The 21,697-nt window shown below is 57.9% G+C and carries 20 protein-coding genes; 2 read left to right on the top strand and 18 right to left on the bottom strand.

Annotation, left to right across the window (positions count from 1 at the left end; translation table 11 throughout):
* Window positions 1-65: 65 nt before the first annotated feature.
* On the top strand, window positions 66-407 hold the full coding sequence (locus AC2FID_RS07005; RefSeq protein WP_496754975.1) for a DUF427 domain-containing protein: 342 nt from the start codon (window positions 66-68) through the stop codon (window positions 405-407).
* 5 nt (window positions 408-412) lie between these two features.
* Here the strand turns inward: AC2FID_RS07005 and AC2FID_RS07000 are convergent, their stop codons facing one another.
* Window positions 413-1,738: a hypothetical protein gene (locus tag AC2FID_RS07000; RefSeq protein WP_496836058.1), complete on the bottom strand. Its 1,326-nt coding sequence runs from the start codon at window positions 1,736-1,738 to the stop codon at window positions 413-415.
* A gap of 749 nt (window positions 1,739-2,487) precedes the next feature.
* On the opposite strand from AC2FID_RS07000, the gene AC2FID_RS06995 reads away from it, so the two are divergent.
* Complete coding sequence (locus tag AC2FID_RS06995) at window positions 2,488-3,855, top strand: DUF3179 domain-containing protein (RefSeq protein ID WP_496836056.1); 1,368 nt, start codon at window positions 2,488-2,490, stop codon at window positions 3,853-3,855.
* Here AC2FID_RS06995 and AC2FID_RS06990 read toward each other — a convergent pair.
* The 17 genes from AC2FID_RS06990 to AC2FID_RS06910 form a co-directional block, all read right to left on the bottom strand.
* Window positions 3,852-5,537: a chloride channel protein gene (locus AC2FID_RS06990; RefSeq protein ID WP_282119140.1), complete on the bottom strand. Its 1,686-nt coding sequence runs from the start codon at window positions 5,535-5,537 to the stop codon at window positions 3,852-3,854. The two genes, AC2FID_RS06995 and AC2FID_RS06990, sit on opposite strands and share 4 nt — an antisense overlap.
* A gap of 100 nt (window positions 5,538-5,637) precedes the next feature.
* A complete protein-coding gene (gene recN / locus AC2FID_RS06985; RefSeq protein WP_282168817.1) occupies window positions 5,638-7,287 on the bottom strand; it encodes a DNA repair protein RecN in 1,650 nt (549 codons plus the stop codon).
* Between the two features lie 35 nt (window positions 7,288-7,322).
* Window positions 7,323-8,165, bottom strand: a complete 843-nt coding sequence (locus AC2FID_RS06980; protein WP_058279586.1) for an outer membrane protein assembly factor BamD — start codon at window positions 8,163-8,165, stop codon at window positions 7,323-7,325.
* Between the two features lie 127 nt (window positions 8,166-8,292).
* Window positions 8,293-9,213 (bottom strand): UDP-3-O-acyl-N-acetylglucosamine deacetylase, encoded by a 921-nt coding sequence (gene lpxC, locus AC2FID_RS06975; protein ID WP_113789279.1) that lies wholly within the window; start codon window positions 9,211-9,213, stop codon window positions 8,293-8,295.
* A gap of 213 nt (window positions 9,214-9,426) precedes the next feature.
* Complete coding sequence (gene ftsZ / locus AC2FID_RS06970; protein ID WP_496695896.1) at window positions 9,427-11,046, bottom strand: cell division protein FtsZ; 1,620 nt, start codon at window positions 11,044-11,046, stop codon at window positions 9,427-9,429.
* A 349-nt stretch (window positions 11,047-11,395) separates the two neighbouring features.
* Window positions 11,396-11,809: a hypothetical protein gene (locus AC2FID_RS06965; protein ID WP_496836051.1), complete on the bottom strand. Its 414-nt coding sequence runs from the start codon at window positions 11,807-11,809 to the stop codon at window positions 11,396-11,398.
* Window positions 11,796-13,130 (bottom strand): cell division protein FtsA, encoded by a 1,335-nt coding sequence (gene ftsA / locus AC2FID_RS06960; protein WP_282151894.1) that lies wholly within the window; start codon window positions 13,128-13,130, stop codon window positions 11,796-11,798. Before ftsA ends, AC2FID_RS06965 begins: the two co-directional genes overlap by 14 nt.
* An 8-nt stretch (window positions 13,131-13,138) precedes the next feature.
* Window positions 13,139-14,134, bottom strand: coding sequence for a cell division protein FtsQ/DivIB (locus AC2FID_RS06955; RefSeq protein ID WP_496836049.1), 996 nt, complete (start codon window positions 14,132-14,134; stop codon window positions 13,139-13,141).
* The gene (locus tag AC2FID_RS06950) at window positions 14,122-15,045 is read right to left on the bottom strand and encodes a D-alanine--D-alanine ligase (RefSeq protein WP_108859453.1); all 924 of its coding nucleotides are present in this window, start codon (window positions 15,043-15,045) and stop codon (window positions 14,122-14,124) included. The genes AC2FID_RS06955 and AC2FID_RS06950 overlap by 13 nt, the downstream gene beginning before the upstream one ends.
* A 102-nt stretch (window positions 15,046-15,147) precedes the next feature.
* Complete coding sequence (gene murB, locus AC2FID_RS06945; protein ID WP_496695902.1) at window positions 15,148-16,077, bottom strand: UDP-N-acetylmuramate dehydrogenase; 930 nt, start codon at window positions 16,075-16,077, stop codon at window positions 15,148-15,150.
* Window positions 16,078-16,130: 53 nt separating this feature from the next.
* The gene (locus AC2FID_RS06940; protein ID WP_472723265.1) at window positions 16,131-16,421 is read right to left on the bottom strand and encodes a hypothetical protein; all 291 of its coding nucleotides are present in this window, start codon (window positions 16,419-16,421) and stop codon (window positions 16,131-16,133) included.
* On the bottom strand, window positions 16,418-16,672 hold the full coding sequence (locus tag AC2FID_RS06935) for a DUF2484 family protein (protein WP_496695904.1): 255 nt from the start codon (window positions 16,670-16,672) through the stop codon (window positions 16,418-16,420). Before AC2FID_RS06935 ends, AC2FID_RS06940 begins: the two co-directional genes overlap by 4 nt.
* A complete protein-coding gene (locus AC2FID_RS06930) occupies window positions 16,669-16,917 on the bottom strand; it encodes a DUF2484 family protein (RefSeq protein ID WP_082649322.1) in 249 nt (82 codons plus the stop codon). The genes AC2FID_RS06935 and AC2FID_RS06930 overlap by 4 nt, the downstream gene beginning before the upstream one ends.
* Before the next feature lie 76 nt (window positions 16,918-16,993).
* A complete protein-coding gene (gene murC, locus AC2FID_RS06925; protein WP_496836046.1) occupies window positions 16,994-18,403 on the bottom strand; it encodes a UDP-N-acetylmuramate--L-alanine ligase in 1,410 nt (469 codons plus the stop codon).
* A complete protein-coding gene (locus AC2FID_RS06920) occupies window positions 18,400-19,497 on the bottom strand; it encodes a UDP-N-acetylglucosamine--N-acetylmuramyl-(pentapeptide) pyrophosphoryl-undecaprenol N-acetylglucosamine transferase (RefSeq protein WP_496836044.1) in 1,098 nt (365 codons plus the stop codon). Before AC2FID_RS06920 ends, murC begins: the two co-directional genes overlap by 4 nt.
* Entirely contained in the window at window positions 19,497-20,660 is a 1,164-nt protein-coding gene (gene ftsW, locus AC2FID_RS06915; protein WP_058279575.1) for a putative lipid II flippase FtsW, read from the bottom strand. The genes AC2FID_RS06920 and ftsW overlap by 1 nt, the downstream gene beginning before the upstream one ends.
* A gap of 142 nt (window positions 20,661-20,802) precedes the next feature.
* Entirely contained in the window at window positions 20,803-21,615 is an 813-nt protein-coding gene (locus AC2FID_RS06910) for an arylamine N-acetyltransferase family protein (RefSeq protein WP_496836042.1), read from the bottom strand.
* Between the last annotated feature and the right edge of the window lie 82 nt (window positions 21,616-21,697).

Raw genomic sequence — 21,697 nt, 5'->3', positions numbered from 1 at the left:
CACCGGACTGTCACATAAACCGGGCAGAGGAGTGATCCGTACTGAAGACGAGGGAAGAAGCAGAGATGACAGACATAACGATCCGCAAAGCAGCTGGTAAATGGAGCGTTCGTTCCGGGGGCGCCGTTCTCGGAGAGAGCATGAATGCGCTGGAGCTGCTGGAAGGTGATCTGGATCCGGTAATCTATTTCCCTCGCGCCGATATCGGAATGGCATTTCTGGACCGTACAGAAAAGGTTACGCACTGCCCGCACAAAGGCGATGCGACGCATTTCTCAATCGTCAATAAATCATCCGTGACCGAAAACGCAGCGTGGAGCTATGAGGACCCGGTCGCCGCAATGGCCGAGATCAAGGGTTATGTCGCGTTTTACCGCGTCGATTCCGTTAAGGTCGAACAGATTTAAATCCCTCAGATGGCCTCTGTGACCCGCTCGGTCGCGGCCATGTCGTGACGCACACGCCCATAGGCCTGTGCCATGGATGTCAGAGTATGCGGCGGGCAGCCAATTTCTGCGAGGCAAGAGGCATCGATCACACGCACGCGCCGCTGAAAGGCCTGCTCAACCACCTGATCTACAGGTTCATCGCCCGGCCCAAAGGTCAGGTTGTGATAGTGGAACCCCTGCCCTGGCGCAGTAACGCCCAGATTGTGTCGCACGCGATGCGAGCCCAGCCAGTGCAATAGAAACTGTAGCCCCTCGTCCTGCCCCGGGTCCGGTACATGCGTCGCCTCAATCTGACCAAGCTCAGGTTGCAGACGAAACTGTACATATGTCTTGGGCGTCCAGATCCGAACGGGTTGCACGAAATCAATGAAACGTCCCATGCGCCAGCCGCGCAGACGCGGACCCAGGCCCAGGGTTGTCGTAACAAGGCTTACCGGGGCTTGCGACACGGCATAGACAGACGCAAAAAGGCTGCATCGACCATCCTGTTTCCGCTTGAGTGTCAGCGCATTGAAATTTCCACGATTCGTGTAGTTCCGCGGGGATCCCAACGCGCGCGCCAGCCTCAGACAGTTGATCGTATAAGGCGCGTGGTCCAAAAAGCCGATCTGAGTGATTTGCGGCAGGCTTCGCGCAAGCAATGTGGCCGTGCCTAGGACGCCTGCAGCCAGGAACACCTGGCGGGCCTGAATGCGTGTCCCATCCGCCAGTTCCAAGCTTACACAATTCTGGTCATTTTCGATCCGTTGCACACGGCCCGCACGGACTTCGACATTTGGCATTTCGCTTAGACGGTTTCCTACGGCCCGCGCCATTGCACCCAAGCCGATATCCGGGGCGTCTTTTGTTCCTGTCAAAAGGCGTGGCACACTTTTTTCCAACCCATCGCCCAGTTGCTCGCGCCGGATGCCGCCTATGACCTGCAGGTCACTTTGCACGGTCTCGCAGGCGGCGGTGTAATCTGCCCAGCTTTCAAGATATCGCCCCTGACCCCAGGGATCATCGTTATCGTAGACCTGCAATTGTTTGCCCCAAAAATTGGCAAGCCCACCCACTTCGGCGGCGACGAACAGCGGCGGGGCATCCCCGGATACATCGGTCCGTTCGGTCATAAAGGCCGGCTGCTGACGTTCGTACGCGACAGACACAATCTTGGCCGGGCCGTCCTCACATGGTTCAGATCCCGCGCCTGTAATCACCACCACCGAACCTGAAACCGCTCGCATTGCAGTCAAAGCGGCGTAGCCAGCGGGGCCCGCGCCTATCAACGCAACATCAAATACTCGCATAGTGTGGACCTTTGCCCGGCGCCCACCGTTGTATTGACCTGATGGTCGCCAAACAGTGGCTGAAACAGCCTCGTGGGGGCATTGCAGAAAAACTGGTAACAAATTGGACGTCCTGAGATACTTGTTTGCCTGACCCGTCCCGATCAGCAAACCACCTGCCTCCCAATTTGGCGAGGTACGAACCTCCTTGTTCGGACAACAACCCGCCCATCCGGTTATTTCCGTGCGAGACCCTCAAACCAGGTCTCCGAGCCGGATACCTGAAGGAGGGGTTTTGAAACATAGCCGTTGAGACACGTGATACGTGTAGGCTGCATAAATCCGGGAGTGCAAATCAAGATGCAGAAATAGCATTTTCAAAGTACTCCCGTTCGCGCGAGTTTCAGTTCAAAAATAAGTCAATGCAGTTATGTCGTTCAAGATCTTGAAATTTCTTGGCTCCCGACACTCGCTTTGGGAGTAAATTTCCTTTGGTCGCGTAGGGATATCGCTGCAATCGTCACAAATATTAACGATTTTTTGGCCTTTTGATCAAGAAATTCGGAAAAAAAGTGAAATTTTTAGCTGTATTTGGGATGCAGCTTACCAGCAAAAACCCGCCAAGACATGCAGCCAGAAGGGTTTCGCCAGCAGTTCAACCCGGGCCACACCCCCAAAAACATCGGGTTCACGATCTAATCACGGGGCTGTTGCATGCATGTGAGGCATCAAGAGTGCACAATGCCACCAAACACCGCCCAGAGGATGCCATGTCACTTACCCGTCGCAGTTTCGCAGGATCATTGGGGACCGTGCTCTTGTTGCCTGGCGCATTGTCCGCGCAACAAGACCCCGTGCTGGATGCTGTGCGTTCCACCTTGTTCGGAAGCAACGCGGAGTTTGAGCAAGGCATGGCCATTCTCGTGCAACGCGACAACCCGGATGTGGTGCCTGCTTTGCTGACCGGTATGCGATACGCCAGACGTCGCAGCAGCGACATCGTGAAGGTCATGCAGACCCTGACAGGTGAGAGTATCGGCCAAGACTGGTTTGAGTGGATGCTCTGGCAGGAAAAGAACCCGCAAATCGTGCCGCACCCCTCGCTCATCCCTTTCAAGCGCGAGGTTCTCCTGGGGATAGATACGAATTTCGATGTCTTCCTGAAGCCAAAGTACTTGCAGCGCGACAAGATGAAGATCCGGCTTGAAGAGATCGCGTGGGGTGGTGTGAACAAGAATGGTATCCCATCGCTGGACAATCCGGCGCTGATCCCTGCCGCGCGCGCAGATTACCTTAAGGACGATGACCTGGTCTTTGGCGTTTCGATCAACGGGGACGAACGGGCTTACCCGCTGCGGATCATGGGCTGGCATGAAATGTTCAACGAGGTGATTGGCGGGGTTCCGGTAGCCTTGGCCTACTGCACACTGTGTGGTTCAGGCATTCTGTTTGAAACGCAAGTGCCGGGTCGCAGCAAACCGCTGATCTTCGGCTCATCCGGTTTTCTGTACAGATCCAATAAACTGATGTTCGATCGTCAGACGCATTCCCTGTGGAACCAATATACCGGTAAGCCAGTTGTTGGCGCGCTTGTCGGCAGCGGTATCGAGTTGAAACAACGCCCGGTGGTTATCACCACATGGCAAAGTTGGAAAACATCGCATCCCAAAACGAAAGTTCTTTCAATGAACACCGGTCACCGGCGGAACTATGGGTCGGGTGTCGTGTATCGGGAGTATTTCGCTTCGTCCGAATTGATGTTCCCGGCGCTGGTCGATCAGTCCAGCCACAGGCAGAAAGACTATGTTTTCGCCATCCGGCAATTCGGCGCGGCGCGAGCATGGCCCCTGGATGCGTTCGGCAGGAGCCGGGTAATCAACGACGCCATCGCCAACCGGCCTCTGGTGCTTATCGGAAACGACGAGAAGCGCGCAGTGCGGGCTTATGAACGCGCATCCCACAAGTTCGCTGCGTCTGGCAGCGAATTGGTGGATGAAACGGGTCAGAAGTGGACCATGACCGAAGAGGCGCTGGTTGGACCGGGAGGCACGGAATTGCCCCGGGTCGCAGGCCATATTTCGTACTGGTTTGCTTGGGACAACTACCTAGGCGATACCGCGACCGTGTATAAACGCTAAGAGTGCTCTTCAGCCGCCGTGGCAGCCAAGGCGCGATTATACGCTTTCAGTGCATCGACGTGGTAAAGCGCTCCGACCGGGTTTTCACTGCCGTCCTCTTCGACAATCACCACCGGAATACAGGGGATGTCATCCCTGTCGAAATAAGGCATCGCGGCCTCTAGCGTGGCGCTAGCTTGAACACATAGCCCTTGTTCGATCAATTCGACCGCCTGTTCTTTCGTGATCGAGCGCGAATCGCCCAAGGGGCGCATGACCGCCCCGGTTCGCAGCATCGCCAGCAGATAGGCTTGCGGCCCTGCGGCCAGATGCACGTTACGACGTTCCAGCTGGGTCAAGAAGAAGGACCGATCCACAAGACGCGAGGCCAGCGCTGTCGACATCGACACCGAAACCATCACAGCCAGGCCGATTTGCCAGTCTCCGGTCAGTTCAAAGACAATCATCGTGGTCGAAATCGGTGCGCCCAGAACCGCGGCAGCAACGGCCCCCATTCCGGCAAAGGCATAGAGCGTATGGGTGCCAGACACATCCGGCAGCAGCCCGGTTGCGATCAGGCCGAAGGCCAGTCCGGTCAACGCCCCAATCATCAGCGATGGGGAAAACACCCCGCCGCCCATACGTCCGCCCATGGTGATCGCTACGGCAACCGTCTTGATTACCGCAAACAGGATGGCAAAACTCAGGGTCAGGTCACCTGCCAAAGCGCGGATCGTGGTTTCATACCCGACGCCGATGATGTGCGGGAACCAGATAGCCAGCAGCCCCAACATCGCGCCTGAAACAGCTGGGCGCAGCCAGCCAGGCAAGGCAAGCCGGTTCTGGATATGGTTGCCGATATCTTCGGCAAAAAAGATCGACCGCATGAGCAGAAGCGAAACCAGCCCGCAGATCAGGCCAAGTAGCAGGAAGGCGGGCAATTCCACGTAGAATTGCAGGGAACCGGGTGTATCCAGAACAAACTCGGTCACGTCGCCATATTCCAGCCGGTTGATTACTGTCCCAGCAACCGAAGCGATCACGATGGGCGCAAACGCATGCACTGCAAAGTGGCGCAGTACGACCTCAAGCGCGAACAGTGCACCTGCGATCGGTGAGTTAAAGCTGGCCGAGACGGCTGCGGCAACGGCGCACCCCAACAGATCGCGCCCGGTGATGCCATCGGCATGGATGCGGTTGCTGACCCAGGTTGAGATCACGCCAGCCATGTGCACGACCGGCCCCTCTCGGCCCGTGGACCCGCCTGTACTGAGCGTGACGAGCGAGGCAAAGAACGACGCGATACCCGCCTTGCTTTCCACGCGACCATCGGTCACCGCAGCCCCTTCGATGACGTCAGCGACGGATCGCACGCGTCCGTCGTCGGTGAACTTGTTCAGGATCACGCCCACGATTAGCCCGCCGATGATGGGAATGATCAGGATCAGAAACCAAGGCAACTTTTCCGCATGGCTGTGCAGCAGCAAAATGTCATCCGTATCATAGACATAAGCCTGCAGCGACCGGATGGCCTTGCGGAACCCCAATGCCATGAAACCTGCCGCAATCCCGATCGCCAGCGCAATGAACCAGAACTGAATTTGGCTGGGCCCACGCCGCCGCATCACCCGCCAAGCGTCCTTGATCGCGGCCAAAGCCTGATTGAGCTGGTTGCGCAGAACAGTGCGGGTTGATTGGGTCATTGGCCCTCGGGGATCACGTCTTTCCCCTTAGTAAGCCACGGAGCGCCCTTATAAAAGTGGGATCGCGACGGATTGAACACGCGAAAGCGGCAGAATTGCCTCAGGCCTGCAAAAGGGCTCGGGCGGCAGCGCGCGCCTCGTCCGTGATCGTGTCGCCTGCGACCATACGGGCAATTTCATCCACGCGGTCGGGTTCGGCCAGCGGAACAACGGTAGAAAGGGTCTGCCCGTCGGTGACGTGTTTTTGCACCCGCCAGTGATGTGCCGCGCGGGCCGCCACCTGCGGTGAGTGCGTCACAACCAGCACCTGCCCGCCCTGCGCCAGCGCCGCCAGACGCCGCCCGACCGCATCGGCAGTTGCACCACCAACGCCCCGGTCTATCTCATCAAAAATCATCGTGCGCGCGCTGTCATTCCCGGTCAGGCAGACCTTGAGCGCCAGAAGAAACCGACTGAGTTCGCCGCCCGAGGCGATTTTGTTCAGCGGACCAGAAGGTGCGCCGGGGTTGGTGGCAACTGTGAAAGCTACTGCGTCAATTCCATCGGGACCGGGATCCGCGGCTGTAATTTCGGTTTGGAACACAGCGCGCTCCATCTTCAACGGGGCGAGTTCGGTCATCACGGCGGCATCCAGCTGACCGGCTGCCTTCTGTCGCACAGCACTTAGCTTGGCCGCTGCGCCGTTATATGCGGTCTGAGCGGCGTCCACCGCTGCCCGCTGATCGGCCAGATCCGCGTCGCCAGCGTCAAGCCGGTTCAAACGGTCACGCAAAATTTCGGCAAAGGTACCCAGTTCATCAGGTACAACATCATGTTTACGAGCCAGTGCGCGGATGGCGAACAGGCGTTCTTCGGCCTGTTCCAATTCCGCCGGATTGAAATCCAATTTCTGCAGACAAGCCTCGACACCGTCCTGCGCCTCACCCAATTCGATCAGGGCGCGCCCCAGGGCCGCGATTGGTGCCTCCAATTGGCCGCCGGCATTGTCCGAGACGCCTTCGAGCCAACGCACAGCGTCCGCCATTGCGCTTTCAGCCCCGTCCCCGCCTAGCAGAGAGAAAGCCCGAGCGACATCATCCCGGATACGCTCAGCTCCTTGCATCATGCGACGGCGGGCATCGAGCTCGGCGTCCTCGCCGGGTTGCGGGTCCAGCTGATCAAGCTCGGATACCGAATGCCTAAGAAATTCCTCTTCCGCGCGCATCGCCACAAGGGTCGATTCCGTTTGAGCAAGAGCTTTGCGCGCACGTGACATCTCGGACCAGGCCGACCGCACCTTTGCCAGTTGGGGTTCTGCGCCGGCGTAATCATCCAGCATTGTCCGGTGACCGCGCGGGTTCAACAGGCCGCGATCATCGTGTTGACCATGCAGTTCGATCAGGGTCTCGGACAATGCGCGCAGCACCTCGCCCGAACAACGGCGATCATTGACCCACGCGGTCTTGCGCCCCTCGGCCGTATTCACCCGCCGCAGGATAAGTTCCTCTCCGCCGGGCAGGCCCGCTTCGGCCAGAATTGCATGTGCAGGATGGTCTTCGTTTAATTCGAACTCCGCCACGACTTCACCCTGGGCGGCGCCCTGACGGACCAGTTCAGCCCGGCCACGCCAGCCCAGAACAAACCCCAGCGAATCCAGAAGAATCGACTTGCCCGCACCGGTTTCACCAGTCAACGCATTCAGGCCCGGCTGAAACGTCAGTTCCAGCCGGTCGATGATCAGCATGTCACGGATATCGAGGGCGCGCAGCATCGGGTCTTAGCGTCCCACCCCATTGGCCATGGCGATTACAACCACTCACCTTTGACGGTCTGACGGTAGATCGTGCTGAGCCAGTTGTTGCCACGGCTCTTGAGATCCAACCCGCGTGACGTCAGCAACGAATAGCCCGCATCGTACCATTCGGACGATTGATAGTTGTACCCAAGAATGGCCCCTGCCGACTGTGCCTCATCCGCAAGACCCAGTGCCAGATAGGCTTCAATCAAGCGGTACAGAGCTTCGGCGGTATGAGATGTGGTCTGGAAATCTTCAACCACCACACGGAACCGGTTGATGGCTGCGGTATAATGGTCCTGGCGCAGATAATAGCGTCCAATTTCCATCTCTTTGCCAGCCAGATGGTCAAATGCCAGATCGAATTTCAACACCGCAGAGGTCGCGTATTCGCTATCCGGATAGACCTCGATCACTGTGCGCAGCGATTGCAACGCCTGAAAAGTCAGGCCCTGATCGCGCCCGACCTCGTCAATCTGGTCATAATAGCTGAGCGCCAGAAGATATTGGGCATAAGCCGCATCTTCGTCCGTCGGGTAAAAGTCGATGTACCGTTGTGCGGCGCCTCGGCTCTCTTCGTAGTTTTTGTCCGAGTGGTATGAGAACGCCTGCATGATCAGCGCGCGCTTGGCCCAATCGGAATACGGATACAGACGTTCAACTTCTGAAAAATACCACGCCGCATCGTCCGAACGATTCTGCGACAGCTCATATTCGCCGCGCGTGAAAATCTGTTCAGGAGTGAACCCTTCCAGGTTCTGATTGCGGTCTGCGCCTTTTCCAGCGCACGCCGTCAAAACTGCTGTCAGAAGAATCGCGCCTGCGAACCTGACTGCCGCTTTGCTGCCAACCATTCCGCCTATCCTTGTCGTATTACTTGACGGGGTTAAGCCCCGATTTAGGCCAAGGTCTAGCACATAAAATTCCGGTGCAAAACGTCTTATGCGCCCCTTCGCGGAATTGTCGACAGAGTTGATCCAATCAGGCGACTTCGGGGATTTCGTCCCGGACCAGGCCCTGCCCCGGAAGGCGGGCTGCCTGTTCGGGCGTACACAGGATCGGACGGACGGCACCCGGTGTTTCGAACAGCTTGCGCAGCAGAGTATTGGTCATTGCATGGCCGGATTTGTCACCGGTAAAGTGACCAAAGATCGGACCGCCTGCCAAATACAGGTCACCAAGGGCGTCCAGCATCTTGTGACGCACTGCCTCATCCGCGTGGCGGAAACCACCCGGGGTAAGGACTTCATCACCCTGGACAACGACGGCATTTTCCAGCGTACCGCCCAAAGCCAGCCCGTTTTCGCGCATCGCCTCAACATCAGTACGGCGACAGAACGTCCGGCAGTCACACAGCTCACGTGCGAACGAGCCGTTGCGCATATCCAGTGTCTTGGTCTGGCTGCCGATGGCACCGTCTTCGAAGTCGATATGGAAATCGATGATCAGACCATTTGCAGGCGCAATCGATGCGCTGGCACCTTCGCGCACAGCGGTCACCGGCTTAAGAACCTCATAGGCCAGAACCGGGCTGGCTTGGCGACGCACGCCCTTCGCCATGATACCGCGAACGAAATCAATCGAAGACCCATCCATGATCGGAACTTCGGGACCATCAATCTCGATCAGTGCGTTATGTATTCCGCAACCGGCCAGCGCGGCCATGATGTGCTCAACCGTAGACACAGACACACCTGCGTCGTTAATCAGGCGGGTGCACAGCGGGGTGCGCTCGACCACGTCATAGATCGCAGGGACAAGGGCATTGCCCAGCTCAATATCCGTCCGTTTGAACCAGATGCCGTGACCGGCGGCCGCCGGTTTCAGGACCATCGTCGCAGGCTTACCGCTATGTAGTCCGACGCCTGTAAACGTGACCGGAGATTTGAGCGTATGTTGCAAGGTGAACCTCGAAGAGTGGTGTCCGGCCTCGGTTGGCCGTGTTGGACACTCAGTTAAGGAAGGCGGCGTCAAGGCTCAACTCACTCTTTGCAACCGAATGAAACATGTATGTGACAGATCGGCAAATCCCTGCTTACACCCCATTAAGCATCTGTAAAACAAAAGAAAAGGGCCGCCATTTGGCGACCCTCTGCATTCATTTTGTTACCGCGATCAGTTGGCCTGGCGCCGCAAAAAGGCGGGAATTTCGATCCGGTCCTGTTCGGGATCGATCTCATCCCTTGCAGGTGCCGTAGCGTCAGATTGGCGCATAACGGGCTGCTGGCGCGGTGGTTGCGCCGGAGTATCTGCCGCGTGACCGGTCATCCGATCGATCAATCGGTTAAAGCCAAACCGGGGACGATCATGCGCTTCTTCCTGCGGCGCAGGGGTCGGCTGTGGGGTCGCAGGGCGAGCCATCGAAGGGCTCCGCTCGGACGGCGGAACGTTCTGGACTGCGGCCTGCAAGCGCTGCAGCGCCTCGGGCGACGGTGTTCCCGCTGCCGGTTGAGGCTGCGGCGCGACATAGTTTTCGGACGCAGGCTCAACCGGTTCGGGGGTCGGCTCGAATTCGGCAACGCGCGGCTGATAGGCCGGCGGAGGCAAACCATCATCATCCTGCCGGGCACGCGACTGGAACTGCGGCTGGGCAGGCTCTTCCGGCGCTTCAAACAGCGAGGGTTCGCGGATCATATCTTCCTGCGGCGCTTTCTCAGCGACTTCCGCAGCAACCGGGACCTCTTCCTGCACCGACTCTTCTGCCGAAACGGTGCGGGTCAGCGGTGCCGACATAGAGCGGCGCGCGACAGGGACATCTTCCTGCTTTTCACTGGCATCGATACCGGTCGCGACAACCGATACGCGCATGCCGCCTTCCATCACGGTATCCAGTGTCGAACCAACGATGATGTTCGCCTCGGGATCCACTTCTTCGCGGATGCGGTTGGCGGCTTCGTCCAGTTCGAACAGGGTCAGGTCGTGCGAGCCGGTGATGTTGATCAGAACGCCCTTGGCACCCTTGAGGCTGATTTCGTCCAGCAGCGGGTTGGCGATCGCCTTCTCGGCGGCCTGAACCGCGCGATCTTCGCCGGTGGCCTCGCCGGTTCCCATCATCGCTTTGCCCATCTCATCCATCACGGCGCGAACATCTGCAAAGTCGAGGTTGATCAGGCCCGGACGGACCATCAGATCGGTCACGCCTTTGACGCCCTGATAGAGAACATCGTCCGCCATCGAGAACGCCTCGGTAAAGGTGGTCTTTTCGTTGGCCAGACGGAACAGGTTCTGGTTCGGGATGATGATCAGAGTGTCGACGACCTTTTGCAGCATCTCAACGCCGTCTTCGGCCTGACGCATCCGCTTGGCACCCTCAAACTGGAAGGGCTTGGTCACAACACCAACAGTCAGAACGCCCAATTCCCGTGCAGCTTGCGCGATGATCGGGGCCGCGCCTGTACCGGTGCCACCGCCCATTCCGGCGGTGATAAAGCACATATGCGCCCCAGCCAGATGATCAACAATCTGTTCAATGCTTTCTTCGGCTGCTGCCGCACCCACGGTCGGACGGGCCCCTGCCCCCAGACCTTCGGTGACTTTCACGCCCAGTTGAACCCGTGCCGAGGACTGGCTTTGTTGCAGTGCCTGCGCATCGGTGTTGGCGACCACAAAATCGACGCCGTCCAGCTGTTTCTCAATCATGTTGTTGACAGCGTTTCCGCCTGCACCACCAACGCCAAATACTGTGATCCGAGGCTTCAGTTCGTCGTGCCCGGGCATCGAAAGATTCAATGTCATGCTCTGTCCGCCTGTTTTTTTGTTCCCGCCAAAGCGGTGTTTTTCTTACCTATCCACTAACAATCCTACCGTTTGAAACGGCAAACGTCACGCCAAAAATCGCGCAATTCCACAAAATATGGAGGAAATAAGGCGCTGACCGGCAGTATTTCGCAAATACCGCCAGATGTTGCGTAAAGAACTCAATGTAGCACAAAACAGGCGATTTGCGCGCGGCACTCAACCGACGCATCACCAAAGGGACTCATAAACTGTCAAACTGCGGAAAACTGCTCAGGTCCTGCCGCGGGCCTCTGTCGGGCCTTGTGGATATCTTGCGGGATAAACGAGTCAGCTGCAACCCATTTCTTTAGCTGATCGGGGCACTTGGACAATTCAAACCGTCCTCGGTGATGCTGCGCACCTCCTGGATTTCGCTGTCCGCAAAAGTGGCCAGTCGCACCATCAACCTGCCCTTATATTCGAAAGGCCACCAACACACGGCTGGCCCTTCGACTTCATCATCATAGAGAAAACAGATTTGCCCGTTCGGCGTTGTGATATGCCCATAAACGCACCCTCTTCCTTCTCGGCGCCAAACCGACACGGTGGAGCTGAGAAATTCTTCGGTGCCAACAAGGTCGCCGCTGCGAAAGTCATGAAAGTCGACGGTTTTGCCCAGAACCGCATCCAGAAATGCCTCAGGGGTGATCCGGGTTTGCGCCTGAGTGGTCAGCGGTGTCAGGGCCAGCAGCGCTGCGACCCCTAGCTTACCAATTGTCACGGAACCAACGCACGGCCCGCTTGAACGGGCGCGCGGCATAGGTGTCGACAGGGATTTCAAAGTCCCACCATTCGTCCTGTGGGTGCGCTGCAAACAGGCTAAGCCCCACTGCGGAGGAGAACCCCGGCCCGGTCGCCGATTGCGGTAGACCATGCACACGCAGCGGCCGGCCAAGGCGGACGCGCTGCCCAAGGATGCGGGTGGCCAGTCCGTCCAGTCCCATGATCTGGCTGCCGCCGCCGGTCAGGACGATCTGCTGGCTCGGCATGTGCTCGAACCCGGCGGCATCCAGACGAACACGCACCTCTTCAAGGATCTCTTCCACACGGGGACGCATAATCCCGATCAGTTCAGCACGGCTGACGGTGCGGCGATCATGTTCCCAGTCGCCAGTATCCCCACCGATGTCGATCAGGTCCCGATCATCCGCGCCAGTTGCGTGAACCCCGCCGTTAAAGGTTTTAATCCGCTCAGCCACCGAGGCCGGGATACCCAACCCCATCGAAATGTCCGAGGTTACGTGATCGCCACCCATGCGCACGCAATCGGCATAGATCATGTGCTTTTTCATAAAGATCGACACGCTGGTCGTGCCGCCACCCATGTCGATACAGGCCGCGCCCAGTTCCTGCTCATCCTCGACTAAGGCGGAAACACCAGACACATAGGCCGAGTTTGCAATTCCGGCCAATTCCAGATCGCAGCGTTTGATGCAGCGCACGATGTTTTGGATCGCAGTTGCGTCGACGGTCAGCATGTGCATGTCGACGGCAAGGCTCTGCCCCATTTGGCCGCGCGGGTCGATCAGACCTGAGCGGTTGTCCAAAGCGAAGTTTACCGGTTGGGCATGCAACACCTCGCGCCCTGCCCCGTAGTCCGGCACATCACAGGCGTTCAGGACACGGCCAACCTCTGCCTCGGTCACGACCTGACCCTCAAGATCGACCTGCGCGTCCAACCCGTAAGAGCGCGGGTTCGCACCCGAGAAGCTGGCTATCACATGATCGACCCGGATATCGGCCATCTTTTGCGCCGCCTGCAGGGCGGTTCGGATCGCCCGTTCCGTTTCCTGCATGGCGGTGACTTCGCCAAATTGAACGCCCCGCGACCGTGTGGTCGCAGCACCAATCACCCGGAACCCGGTCTGCCCGGCCATCGACCCGATGGTGTTGTCCTCGGTCAGGCGGCCGGTCCCGTCAAAGCGCAATACAAGACAGGCAATCTTGGAACTGCCAACATCTAGAATGGCGACAACACCGCGTTGCATGGCTTGTCTGCGCATCTGCCGCATGGCGCGCTGGGACTGATAAAGATCGGTCATCATGGTCGTTACTGCTCGCTACCCACTGTCACTTTTGTATTCCACCAGTCTTCGCTGGCAGCTTTGGTCATTCTTATTGTCGGACGTTGCCCAAGGCGCATGTCGACCACCGCGACGTCGCGTTCCAAAAGGTCCTGCACCTCATTCACGGCCAGAACGCGTTCCAACGCGCGTACGGGGCGTTCGGTTGGCAACATGATGCGTTGGCCGCGGTCCATAACCAGGTCCCAGCGACGTTCACCAATCCGGACCAATCCGCGCACACGACCGCCGAGGCTGCGGGCGGTTGTCAGCAATTCAAGCGCCTCACCTACGTGACCGTCTGCACCTTTGCCCGCGATCAGAGGTAAATTAGAGTGATCCTTGCGCGACGCGATGCGTTCCACATGCGCGCCGGTCTCATCCAGCAATTCGATCCCACGGCGCGTACGCCAGACGATGACGGGCTGACGCTCGACAACATCCACCTGCAGAATGCCGCCCGGGCGCACCCGTACCGTGGCGGATTTGACCGGATTCAGCCCGGTAATCGTGTCGCGGATTTGCTCAACATCCAGATCCCATGAGCTGACAGGGAAATCCAGCGGTACGACCTCACGAATATCCTCGGACAGGTTGGTCCCTGCCCCGTCAATGGCCATCAGATTGACCATGAACTCTGGCCGTTGCTGGATCGAGGTTTTGATGTCGATGACATAGGCCACCACCGCATCGCGACGCTCCTGCGAACCGAAATAAATGCCAATTGCGGCGCAAACGGCAAATACCGGCAGGCCAATCTTTAGGCTGCGCCGAACGCCCCGCGTCAGCATCCAGCGCTGCAAGCGGTAGCTGAGACGAGACGGGGCCGGGTCGAGGCGATCGCCCTTGCGGCCAAACATTCCGCGCAACCGCAATTTGGGTTCGGCTCCGGTACGCGCGCCGGATTCGAATTCGGCATCGGGACCGGCCAGTTGCTTGGGCCGCTGAACCACAGGCGCTCGGGTGGCTCTTAGCGGTCGCATGATGCGTCCTCCACCATCCAGGCGCAAAGCTGCCCGAAACTCATCCCCAGATGTGCGGCCTGTTCAGGCACCAGGGACGTCGGCGTCATGCCGGGCTGAGTGTTGGTCTCGAGAAGGAAAAGCCCATCGGCACCCATACTGTCATCCCAGCGGAAATCCGTACGGCTTACGCCCTTGCATCCCAGCGCAGAATGAGCGCGCAATGCGTAGTCCATGCACAGGTCAAAAATCTCGGTCGGTACGTCAGCGGGCAAAACATGCCACGATCCGCCGGGCTTGTACTTGGCGTCATAATCATACCAACCGCCATCGGTCATGATCTCGGTAACCGTTACGGCCTTGTCGTTCATCACCGTCACGGTCAACTCGCGCCCGGCAATGTATTTCTCGACCATAACCTGATCGGGCATTTCATGCGACAGCTGCGGAGGGCCATTAGACCCTTCATGCACGATGTAGATCCCAACGCTGGAGCCTTCGTTGTTGGGCTTGGCCACGTAAGGGGGCTCCATCACATGAACCTTAACTACCTCAACCTTTGGTACGATCACGCTGGCAACAACGGGTAGGCCCTCGGCCTCAAACACCTCTTTGCTGCGCTGCTTGTCCATCGCCAGCGCCGAGGCCAGAACACCAGAGTGCGTGTACGGAATGCGCATCCATTCCAGCAGACCCTGAACGCAGCCATCCTCACCCCAGCGGCCATGCAGGGCGTTGAACACAACGTCTGGTTTGATTTCCAAAAGGCGCGCATAGAGGTCAGGACCTGCGTCCAGCTCAACTACTTCAAAGCCTTCTCCCACAAGGGCGGCCGCGCATTCGCGCCCAGAGCTGAGAGACACCTCGCGTTCCTTCGAGGGTCCACCCATCAATACCGCCACTTTGGGGTTTGTCCTGCTCGACATACCCAACGTGCGCCTCAATGTCCCCGGACCTTATGTGGTGGTCCGTACTGCGTTTATCTCCTTGATCCGTCGCCTTAATTTGCCTGTTATGGTCTGACGGTCAGGGCCTTATTTTGTCAACGGATCACCGACCCGCATGATTTCCCACTCTAGCGTGATGCCGCTTGTTTCGTAAACCTTTTTTCGCACCTCTTCGCCCAGACCTTCGAGGTCCGCGGCAGAGGCATCACCGGTATTGATCAGGAAATTCGAGTGCTTTTCGCTCATCTGTGCGCCGCCGCGCGTCGCGCCGCGCATGCCCGCATCGTCAATGACCTTCCATGCCTTGAGGTCGTGCACATCATCCGCCCGCCCGGTCGAAGAAAACCCTGCCGGGTTGCGGAAGGTTGACCCGGCGCTGCGGTCTTTGGTCGGCTGTGTTTCGTCGCGTTTTTGCAACTGCGCGGACATCCGGGCGTGCAGCTCTTCCGGATCGCCGGATGGACCTTCGAAAGTGCTCGAGATCAGCACCGCGCCTTCGGGCAGATCGGACTGGCGATAACGAAAATTCAGGTCTTCCGGAGTCAGTTCCACAAGCTCTCCCTGCCGGGTAACAATGGTCGCCTTGCGCAGCACGTCCGCCGTGTAGCTGCCATAACACCCTGCGTTCATCCGCACCGCACCGCCAATTGAGCCCGGGATGGTACGCAAAAAGGTCAGGTCCACACCCTCATCCGCCGCCTTGCGCGCCACATGCGCATCCAACGCAGCTGCTCCGGCGGTAACGATGTTTCCCTTTACCGAGATAGCATTGAACCCGCGCCCCAATCGGATCACAACCGCGCGCAGACCGCCATCACGCACAATCAGGTTTGACCCGACCCCCATCGGGAAAACCGAAATATCTGCGGGTAACCCACTCAGGAAACTCTGTAAGTCTTCTATGTCAGCTGGCTGGAACAGATAATCCGCCGGACCGCCAACGCGCAGCCATGTCAGATCATTGAGGGATCTCTGCTCGGTAAGTCTACCGCGAACCGGGAATGAAGTAAGTGTCATCGGCCTCTTCTATAACTGGCTTTCGTGGATGTCATCCTTCGAACAAACAATGATCAATGATTATCCCGCATCTTCTTAAGGGCACCAATCAACCCGCCTAAGATGGCTCCCGCCAGAGCGGGAAGTACCAATGACCACGTCAAAATGACCGCCAAAAAATCAGCGTCTTCTGGCGGGCCGTCGTTACCAGAGGGGAAGAGATATGCGATGCTCATAGCTGATACCACGATTGCCACAATCACGATCCACGCAAATCCGCCCCTAAACAACGAATGGGCGACGGTTGTAGTGGCAAGAAAAGAAACAACACCCAGGAAACATAAGGCGATTAATGCAGCTGTCATTCAAAACTGCGCCCCATCCGCCGTACCCACCGCCCCAAATAGATCACCGGCCAACGCAGTACCGACATTCCTGCGGCCAAAACGATCAGTCCAATCCATGGGCCGTTTTGCAAGGTGACGTAACCCAATATCGGAATCCCCACAGCGATCAAAACATAGGCGCGCGTCCAGTGGTTGTCCTTGCTGGGGATCATCGCCAGCACATTCGCCGAAATTCCCCAAAGCGCAGCGAGGGCGATCGACAAATTCATTCCTCGACCTCCTGCCCGGTCCAGCGGCGCCAGTAATAGCGAATGGGATTGCGGAACATGGATGCAAAGGCGGCAAAGGCCAGCACCGAAAAAAACCAGCCAAAGTCATGGCCTAACCAGACGATCAGCGCAGGTGCCGAAATGAACAGCACAACGCCCGGCGGAAATTGCAGGCGCATCGGCAGCATAGCCACGACCGTTGAGGCCAAAACCCACAAGCCAGCAAAAAGCACTGAATATACCAACTGCCCCTCCGAGGACGATCATTGCTGCAACTGCAACATCACACTTTAAAGTTGCAATGCTAGAGAGTCCATTCCATCAAACGGCTTGTTTTTGTCGCAGCCTTTCTGGCAGCCCGTTGGCCCAAGTGCTGATCGTACCAGCGCCGAGACAGACGACCATATCGCCGGGGCGGGCCTGTTCGCGCACAAGGCGCTCCAGATCGTTTTCGTTCAGCAATGCACGCGCGTGGCGGTGGCCGTGACGGATCAGGCCCTGCACCAGATCATCTCTACTGGCTCCTTCGATCGGGTCCTCTCCGGCAGAGAAAACATCGGCGATGGCGACAACGTCCGCGTCATTGAAGCAGGTGCAGAAATCGTCAAACAGATTGGACAGGCGCGAGTACCGGTGCGGTTGGTGCACGGCGATAACGCGCCCGTCGGTTGCCTGACGCGCGGCTTTTAGAACGGCTGCGATTTCTACCGGGTGGTGGCCGTAATCGTCGATGATGGTAACTCCATCGACCTCTCCGACTTTGGTGAAGCGGCGGTTGACGCCACCGAAATTGGCCAGCGCATCGCGGATTTCAGAGGCCTTCATGCCCAGATGGCGGGCAACGGCCACTGCAGACAGCGCGTTCGAGACATTGTGGTCGCCGGGCATCGGCAATGTGCAGCCTTCGATCACCTTGTCTTCGTATTGAAGGTGGATGTCGAAATGCGCAATGCCGCCCTTGTAGGTCAGGTTCAAGGCGCGCACATCGGCCTGCGCGTTGAACCCATAGGTCCGGACACGGCGGTCGGTGATACGTCCAACCAACGTCTGCACTTCGGCGTGGTCCGTGCAGCACACAGCCAGACCGTAGAATGGCAGGTTTGATACGAACTCGTAGAACCCGTCGCGCAGTTGGTCGAAGTCACCCCAATGCTCCATATGCTCAGGGTCGATATTCGTAACAATGGCAATGGTCGCGGGCAGTCGGTTGAACGAACCGTCGGACTCGTCGGCCTCGACCACCATCCATTCACCCTGCCCCATCCGTGCGTTCGAACCGTAGGCGTGGATGATGCCGCCATTGATGACGGTCGGATCGAAATCGCCGGCCACCATTAGCTCGGCCATCATGGTGGTCGTGGTGGTCTTGCCGTGGGTTCCGGCAATGGCGATGTTGGATTTCAGGCGCATCAGCTCGGCCAGCATGTCGGCGCGACGAACAACCGGCAGGCCTTGCGCTCGGGCGCCGTCCAGCTCGGGGTTGCCTGGCTTGATCGCGGTCGACACCACGACAACGGCCGCGTTTTCAAGGTTTTCGGCACGCTGGCCGACAAATATCTCCGCCCCAAGGCTCGCAAGACGATCAGTGATCTTGGACGCCTTCAGGTCGGACCCCTGCACGCGGTAACCGAGGTTCAGCAAAACCTCGGCAATGCCCGACATCCCAATCCCGCCGATCCCCACAAAGTGAATCGACCCTACGTCTTGCGGCAGTTTGGTTGCAGGATTCATGTGGTCTCCTTCTGCGCCAGTTGTTCGACAAGGGCCGTCAGACGTTCAGTCGCGTCGGGGGCACCGGTCGAGAGGGCGGCATGGGCCATCTTTTGGGCGGCTTCGGGGTTGGTAAGAACGGCGCTGATTTGCTCTGCAAGCGCGGGAACGTCAAGTGCGTTTTCCGGGATCATGATCGCGCCGCCTGCCTGAACCAATCCTCGCGCATTGGCGGTCTGATGGTCGCCTGCGGCTGCGGCAAACGGGATCAGGATCGATGGACGTCCGATGATCGAGATATCCGCCACACTGGATGCGCCGGACCGGCTGATGACAAGTTGTGCATCCGACATGCGACGCGGAACGTCGTCAAAGAAAGGTTTGACCTCCGCCCGAATGCCATGCTCGGCATAGAATGCCGTAACACGTTCCCCATCTTCGTCGCGGGCCTGATGTGCAACGCGTATATGGCTGCGCAAATCGTCAGGCAAGGCTGCGATTGCTCCGGGGACAACATCGCTGAGGATGCGAGCGCCTTGAGAGCCACCCATTACAAGGATCGACATCGGATAGTCGCCAGGCGGAATGTATCCTGCTGCCGCACGTTCCAGAACTGCCGCGCGAACCGGGTTGCCGGTGTGGATTCCGTGCGCGCCTTCGGGCAGATCTGTCGGCCAAGCACCGCAGGCCACATTGGCAACGCGTGTGGCAAAAACTTGATTAACGCGACCCAGGACCCCGTTCTGTTCGTGGATCATGCGGGGAAGTTTCAGCATAGTGGCCGCCCCCAGCGCCGGGATTGACGGATATCCGCCAAAGCCGACCACGACATCCGGTTTGTCCCGTGTCATCTGAAAGGCCATACTGGCAACGCCGCCCACGATTTTGGGTCCAGCCATTGCCTTGGCCGCAAGACCGCCGCGCGCAAAAGTAGCCGAGGCAACTTCCACAATCTCGACCGTTTGCGGAAAGCCACCAGTGTAACGCGCGCCACGCTCATCCGTAGACAGGCGCACACGCCAGCCTTTCTTCAGCATCGCTTCAGCCAGCGCTTGCGCCGGGAACATGTGGCCCCCGGTGCCGCCCGCCGCTATCAACAGGTAAGGTGTCCCCATTATCCTCTTCCGCGCAGAATATCGCCAAGTTCGCCCTGTGGGCGGCTTCGGGTGAACGCCAGCAACATGCCGACCGCGATACCACCCGCAATCAGCGACGAACCACCATAGCTGACAAAGGGCAGCGTCATACCTTTGGCTGGCAGCAGGCGCACAGCCACACCCATGTTAATCATGGCCTGAACGCCGAACATGCAGGCCAGACCAGTCCCGGCCAATCGGATGAACATGTCACGTTCCCGCATCAGCCGCAGAAGCGAGCGTACAACAATCAGTGAATACAGCGCGATGATGATCAGCACCAGGATCAGCCCGTATTCCTCGGCCGCCACGGCGATGATGAAATCCGTATGGGCATCGGGCAAGGACCACTTCACCTGCCCCTCACCCACGCCGACACCGAACAGACCGCCTTCGCGGATGGCGTTCGTGGCATAGCCAAGCTGGGTGGTAGGGTCGACCTCCTGGTTCAAGAAGCCATCAATACGGCGGGCAAAGTGTTCCGAATTCGAATAGGCGAACATACCCCCCAGGACAACGACGCCCGCCATGCCAACCAGCAGCAGCATCGGCGCACCGGCCACAAAGTACATCACACCCCATCCAAACAGGATCAGGCAGGCCTGACCGAAGTCCGGTTGCAAAACCAGCATCGCCACAATTGCAATGCACAACGCAAATGACCACAACCGACCCGGGGGGCCGTTGATCTGTTGCGACGCAGCCAGCAGCCACGCGGCCACGACGACAAATCCTGGTTTCAGAAATTCCGACGGCTGCAAAGATGCGAAGCCCAGCGAGTACCAGCGCACCGCCCCTTTTCCGAAATCCGTTCCGAAGACGGGCAGAAAGGCCAGCGCCACAAACGAGGCAAGGAATCCAAGTACTGCCAAACGGCGCACCAAAGTCGGCGACATCATCGACGTCAGCAGCATCGCAATCAGCGCCAGTCCGCCGAACAGCGCCTGCCTTTCGACATAGTGGAACGGATCAAACCCGTTGCGCCCTGCCAGCGGCGGTGATGAGGCCAGCCCCAGCAACAAACCGATGACAAACAAGATCAGAACGCAGGACATCGTCCAGCGATCAATCGTCCGCCACCATTTCGGAAGAATCGGTTCTCCGCGCTGGTCCTGGACCGCGCCATACACCATCTCAGTCATGAGATACCGCCACTATCTGCCTCGTTAACGTCCCGTTTTTTCGGGATCTGATTGAGAGTCTACAGGGATTTTTGCGTTTGGGCTAGCGGAATGAATAAGGATGGAGAAATCTGCTCATCGTTGCGGCTGAGCGGCGGAACACCTACCGGACTTTATCATGAAAAAGCTCGTCATGACGTTTCTTGATCTTGGGCCAGACTTCAGCAACCGCCGGGACATTCAGGCCAAAGTCATACTTCAGGCAGTCAACCAACTCCTTTGGTGTCGAAACGGTTTCCTCACGTATTCCCATAGTATCAATCGTCCTCATCACCAGACCGCGTAGTATAATATGCCTGTTGGTATAACGCCTTTGCGCGGTCAGGGTGCGTAGAAATGGCGAGTTGGGATCGGTCTGCAAATGTCGACTGGCAGACTGAAACACGCTTGGTTCGACACTTTCCTGAGTAAACCAATAGCCTGTTTCCCCTCCGCCTGCGCTTTCTGAATATTGAACAAAGCCATCTTTCTGGGCGGTTAACGAAATATTGTAGGGCTGCTGCAATCCCGTGAATGGTTCAAGCGGGATTGGAGTAGACATCGCGCCACCAAATCCAACATCAACAAGCAAATGCTCATCACATTTGACCTTCAAAAGCATATGATCCGGTGCCTGATCTGGAGAAGGTTTGTCCGGGCCGACGTATCCAGCCAAGTATGACACCTCAAATCCGATTTCCTGCAGTACCCAACTGAAAAGAGAGGTTAGCTCAAAACACCATCCGCCACGTTTCCGCGCAACGACTTTTTCAAACACGTCGTTCTGATCAAACGAAACCGGAACCCTCAATTGTTGATCGATATTTTCGAAAGCAACCATCCTTAGTTGGGCCGCGAAGAGATTGTCGAGCGTCACCCGATCTGGCTTTAGGTCGCCCGAATACGCTATTCGGTCCAAGTAGTTTTTCAAATCCATTTAAGCACCCTCAAAAGCACTGCACTGTTTGGCGTCATAAACTTGCTTGTAATTCCTCAAGCTAGGTTGAGCTCAAGACAAA

Source organism: Ruegeria sp. CDSC068 (assembly GCF_059610545.1).
The sequence above is the reverse complement of the archived record's forward strand: the minus strand, read 5'-3'. Positions and strand labels throughout refer to the sequence as shown.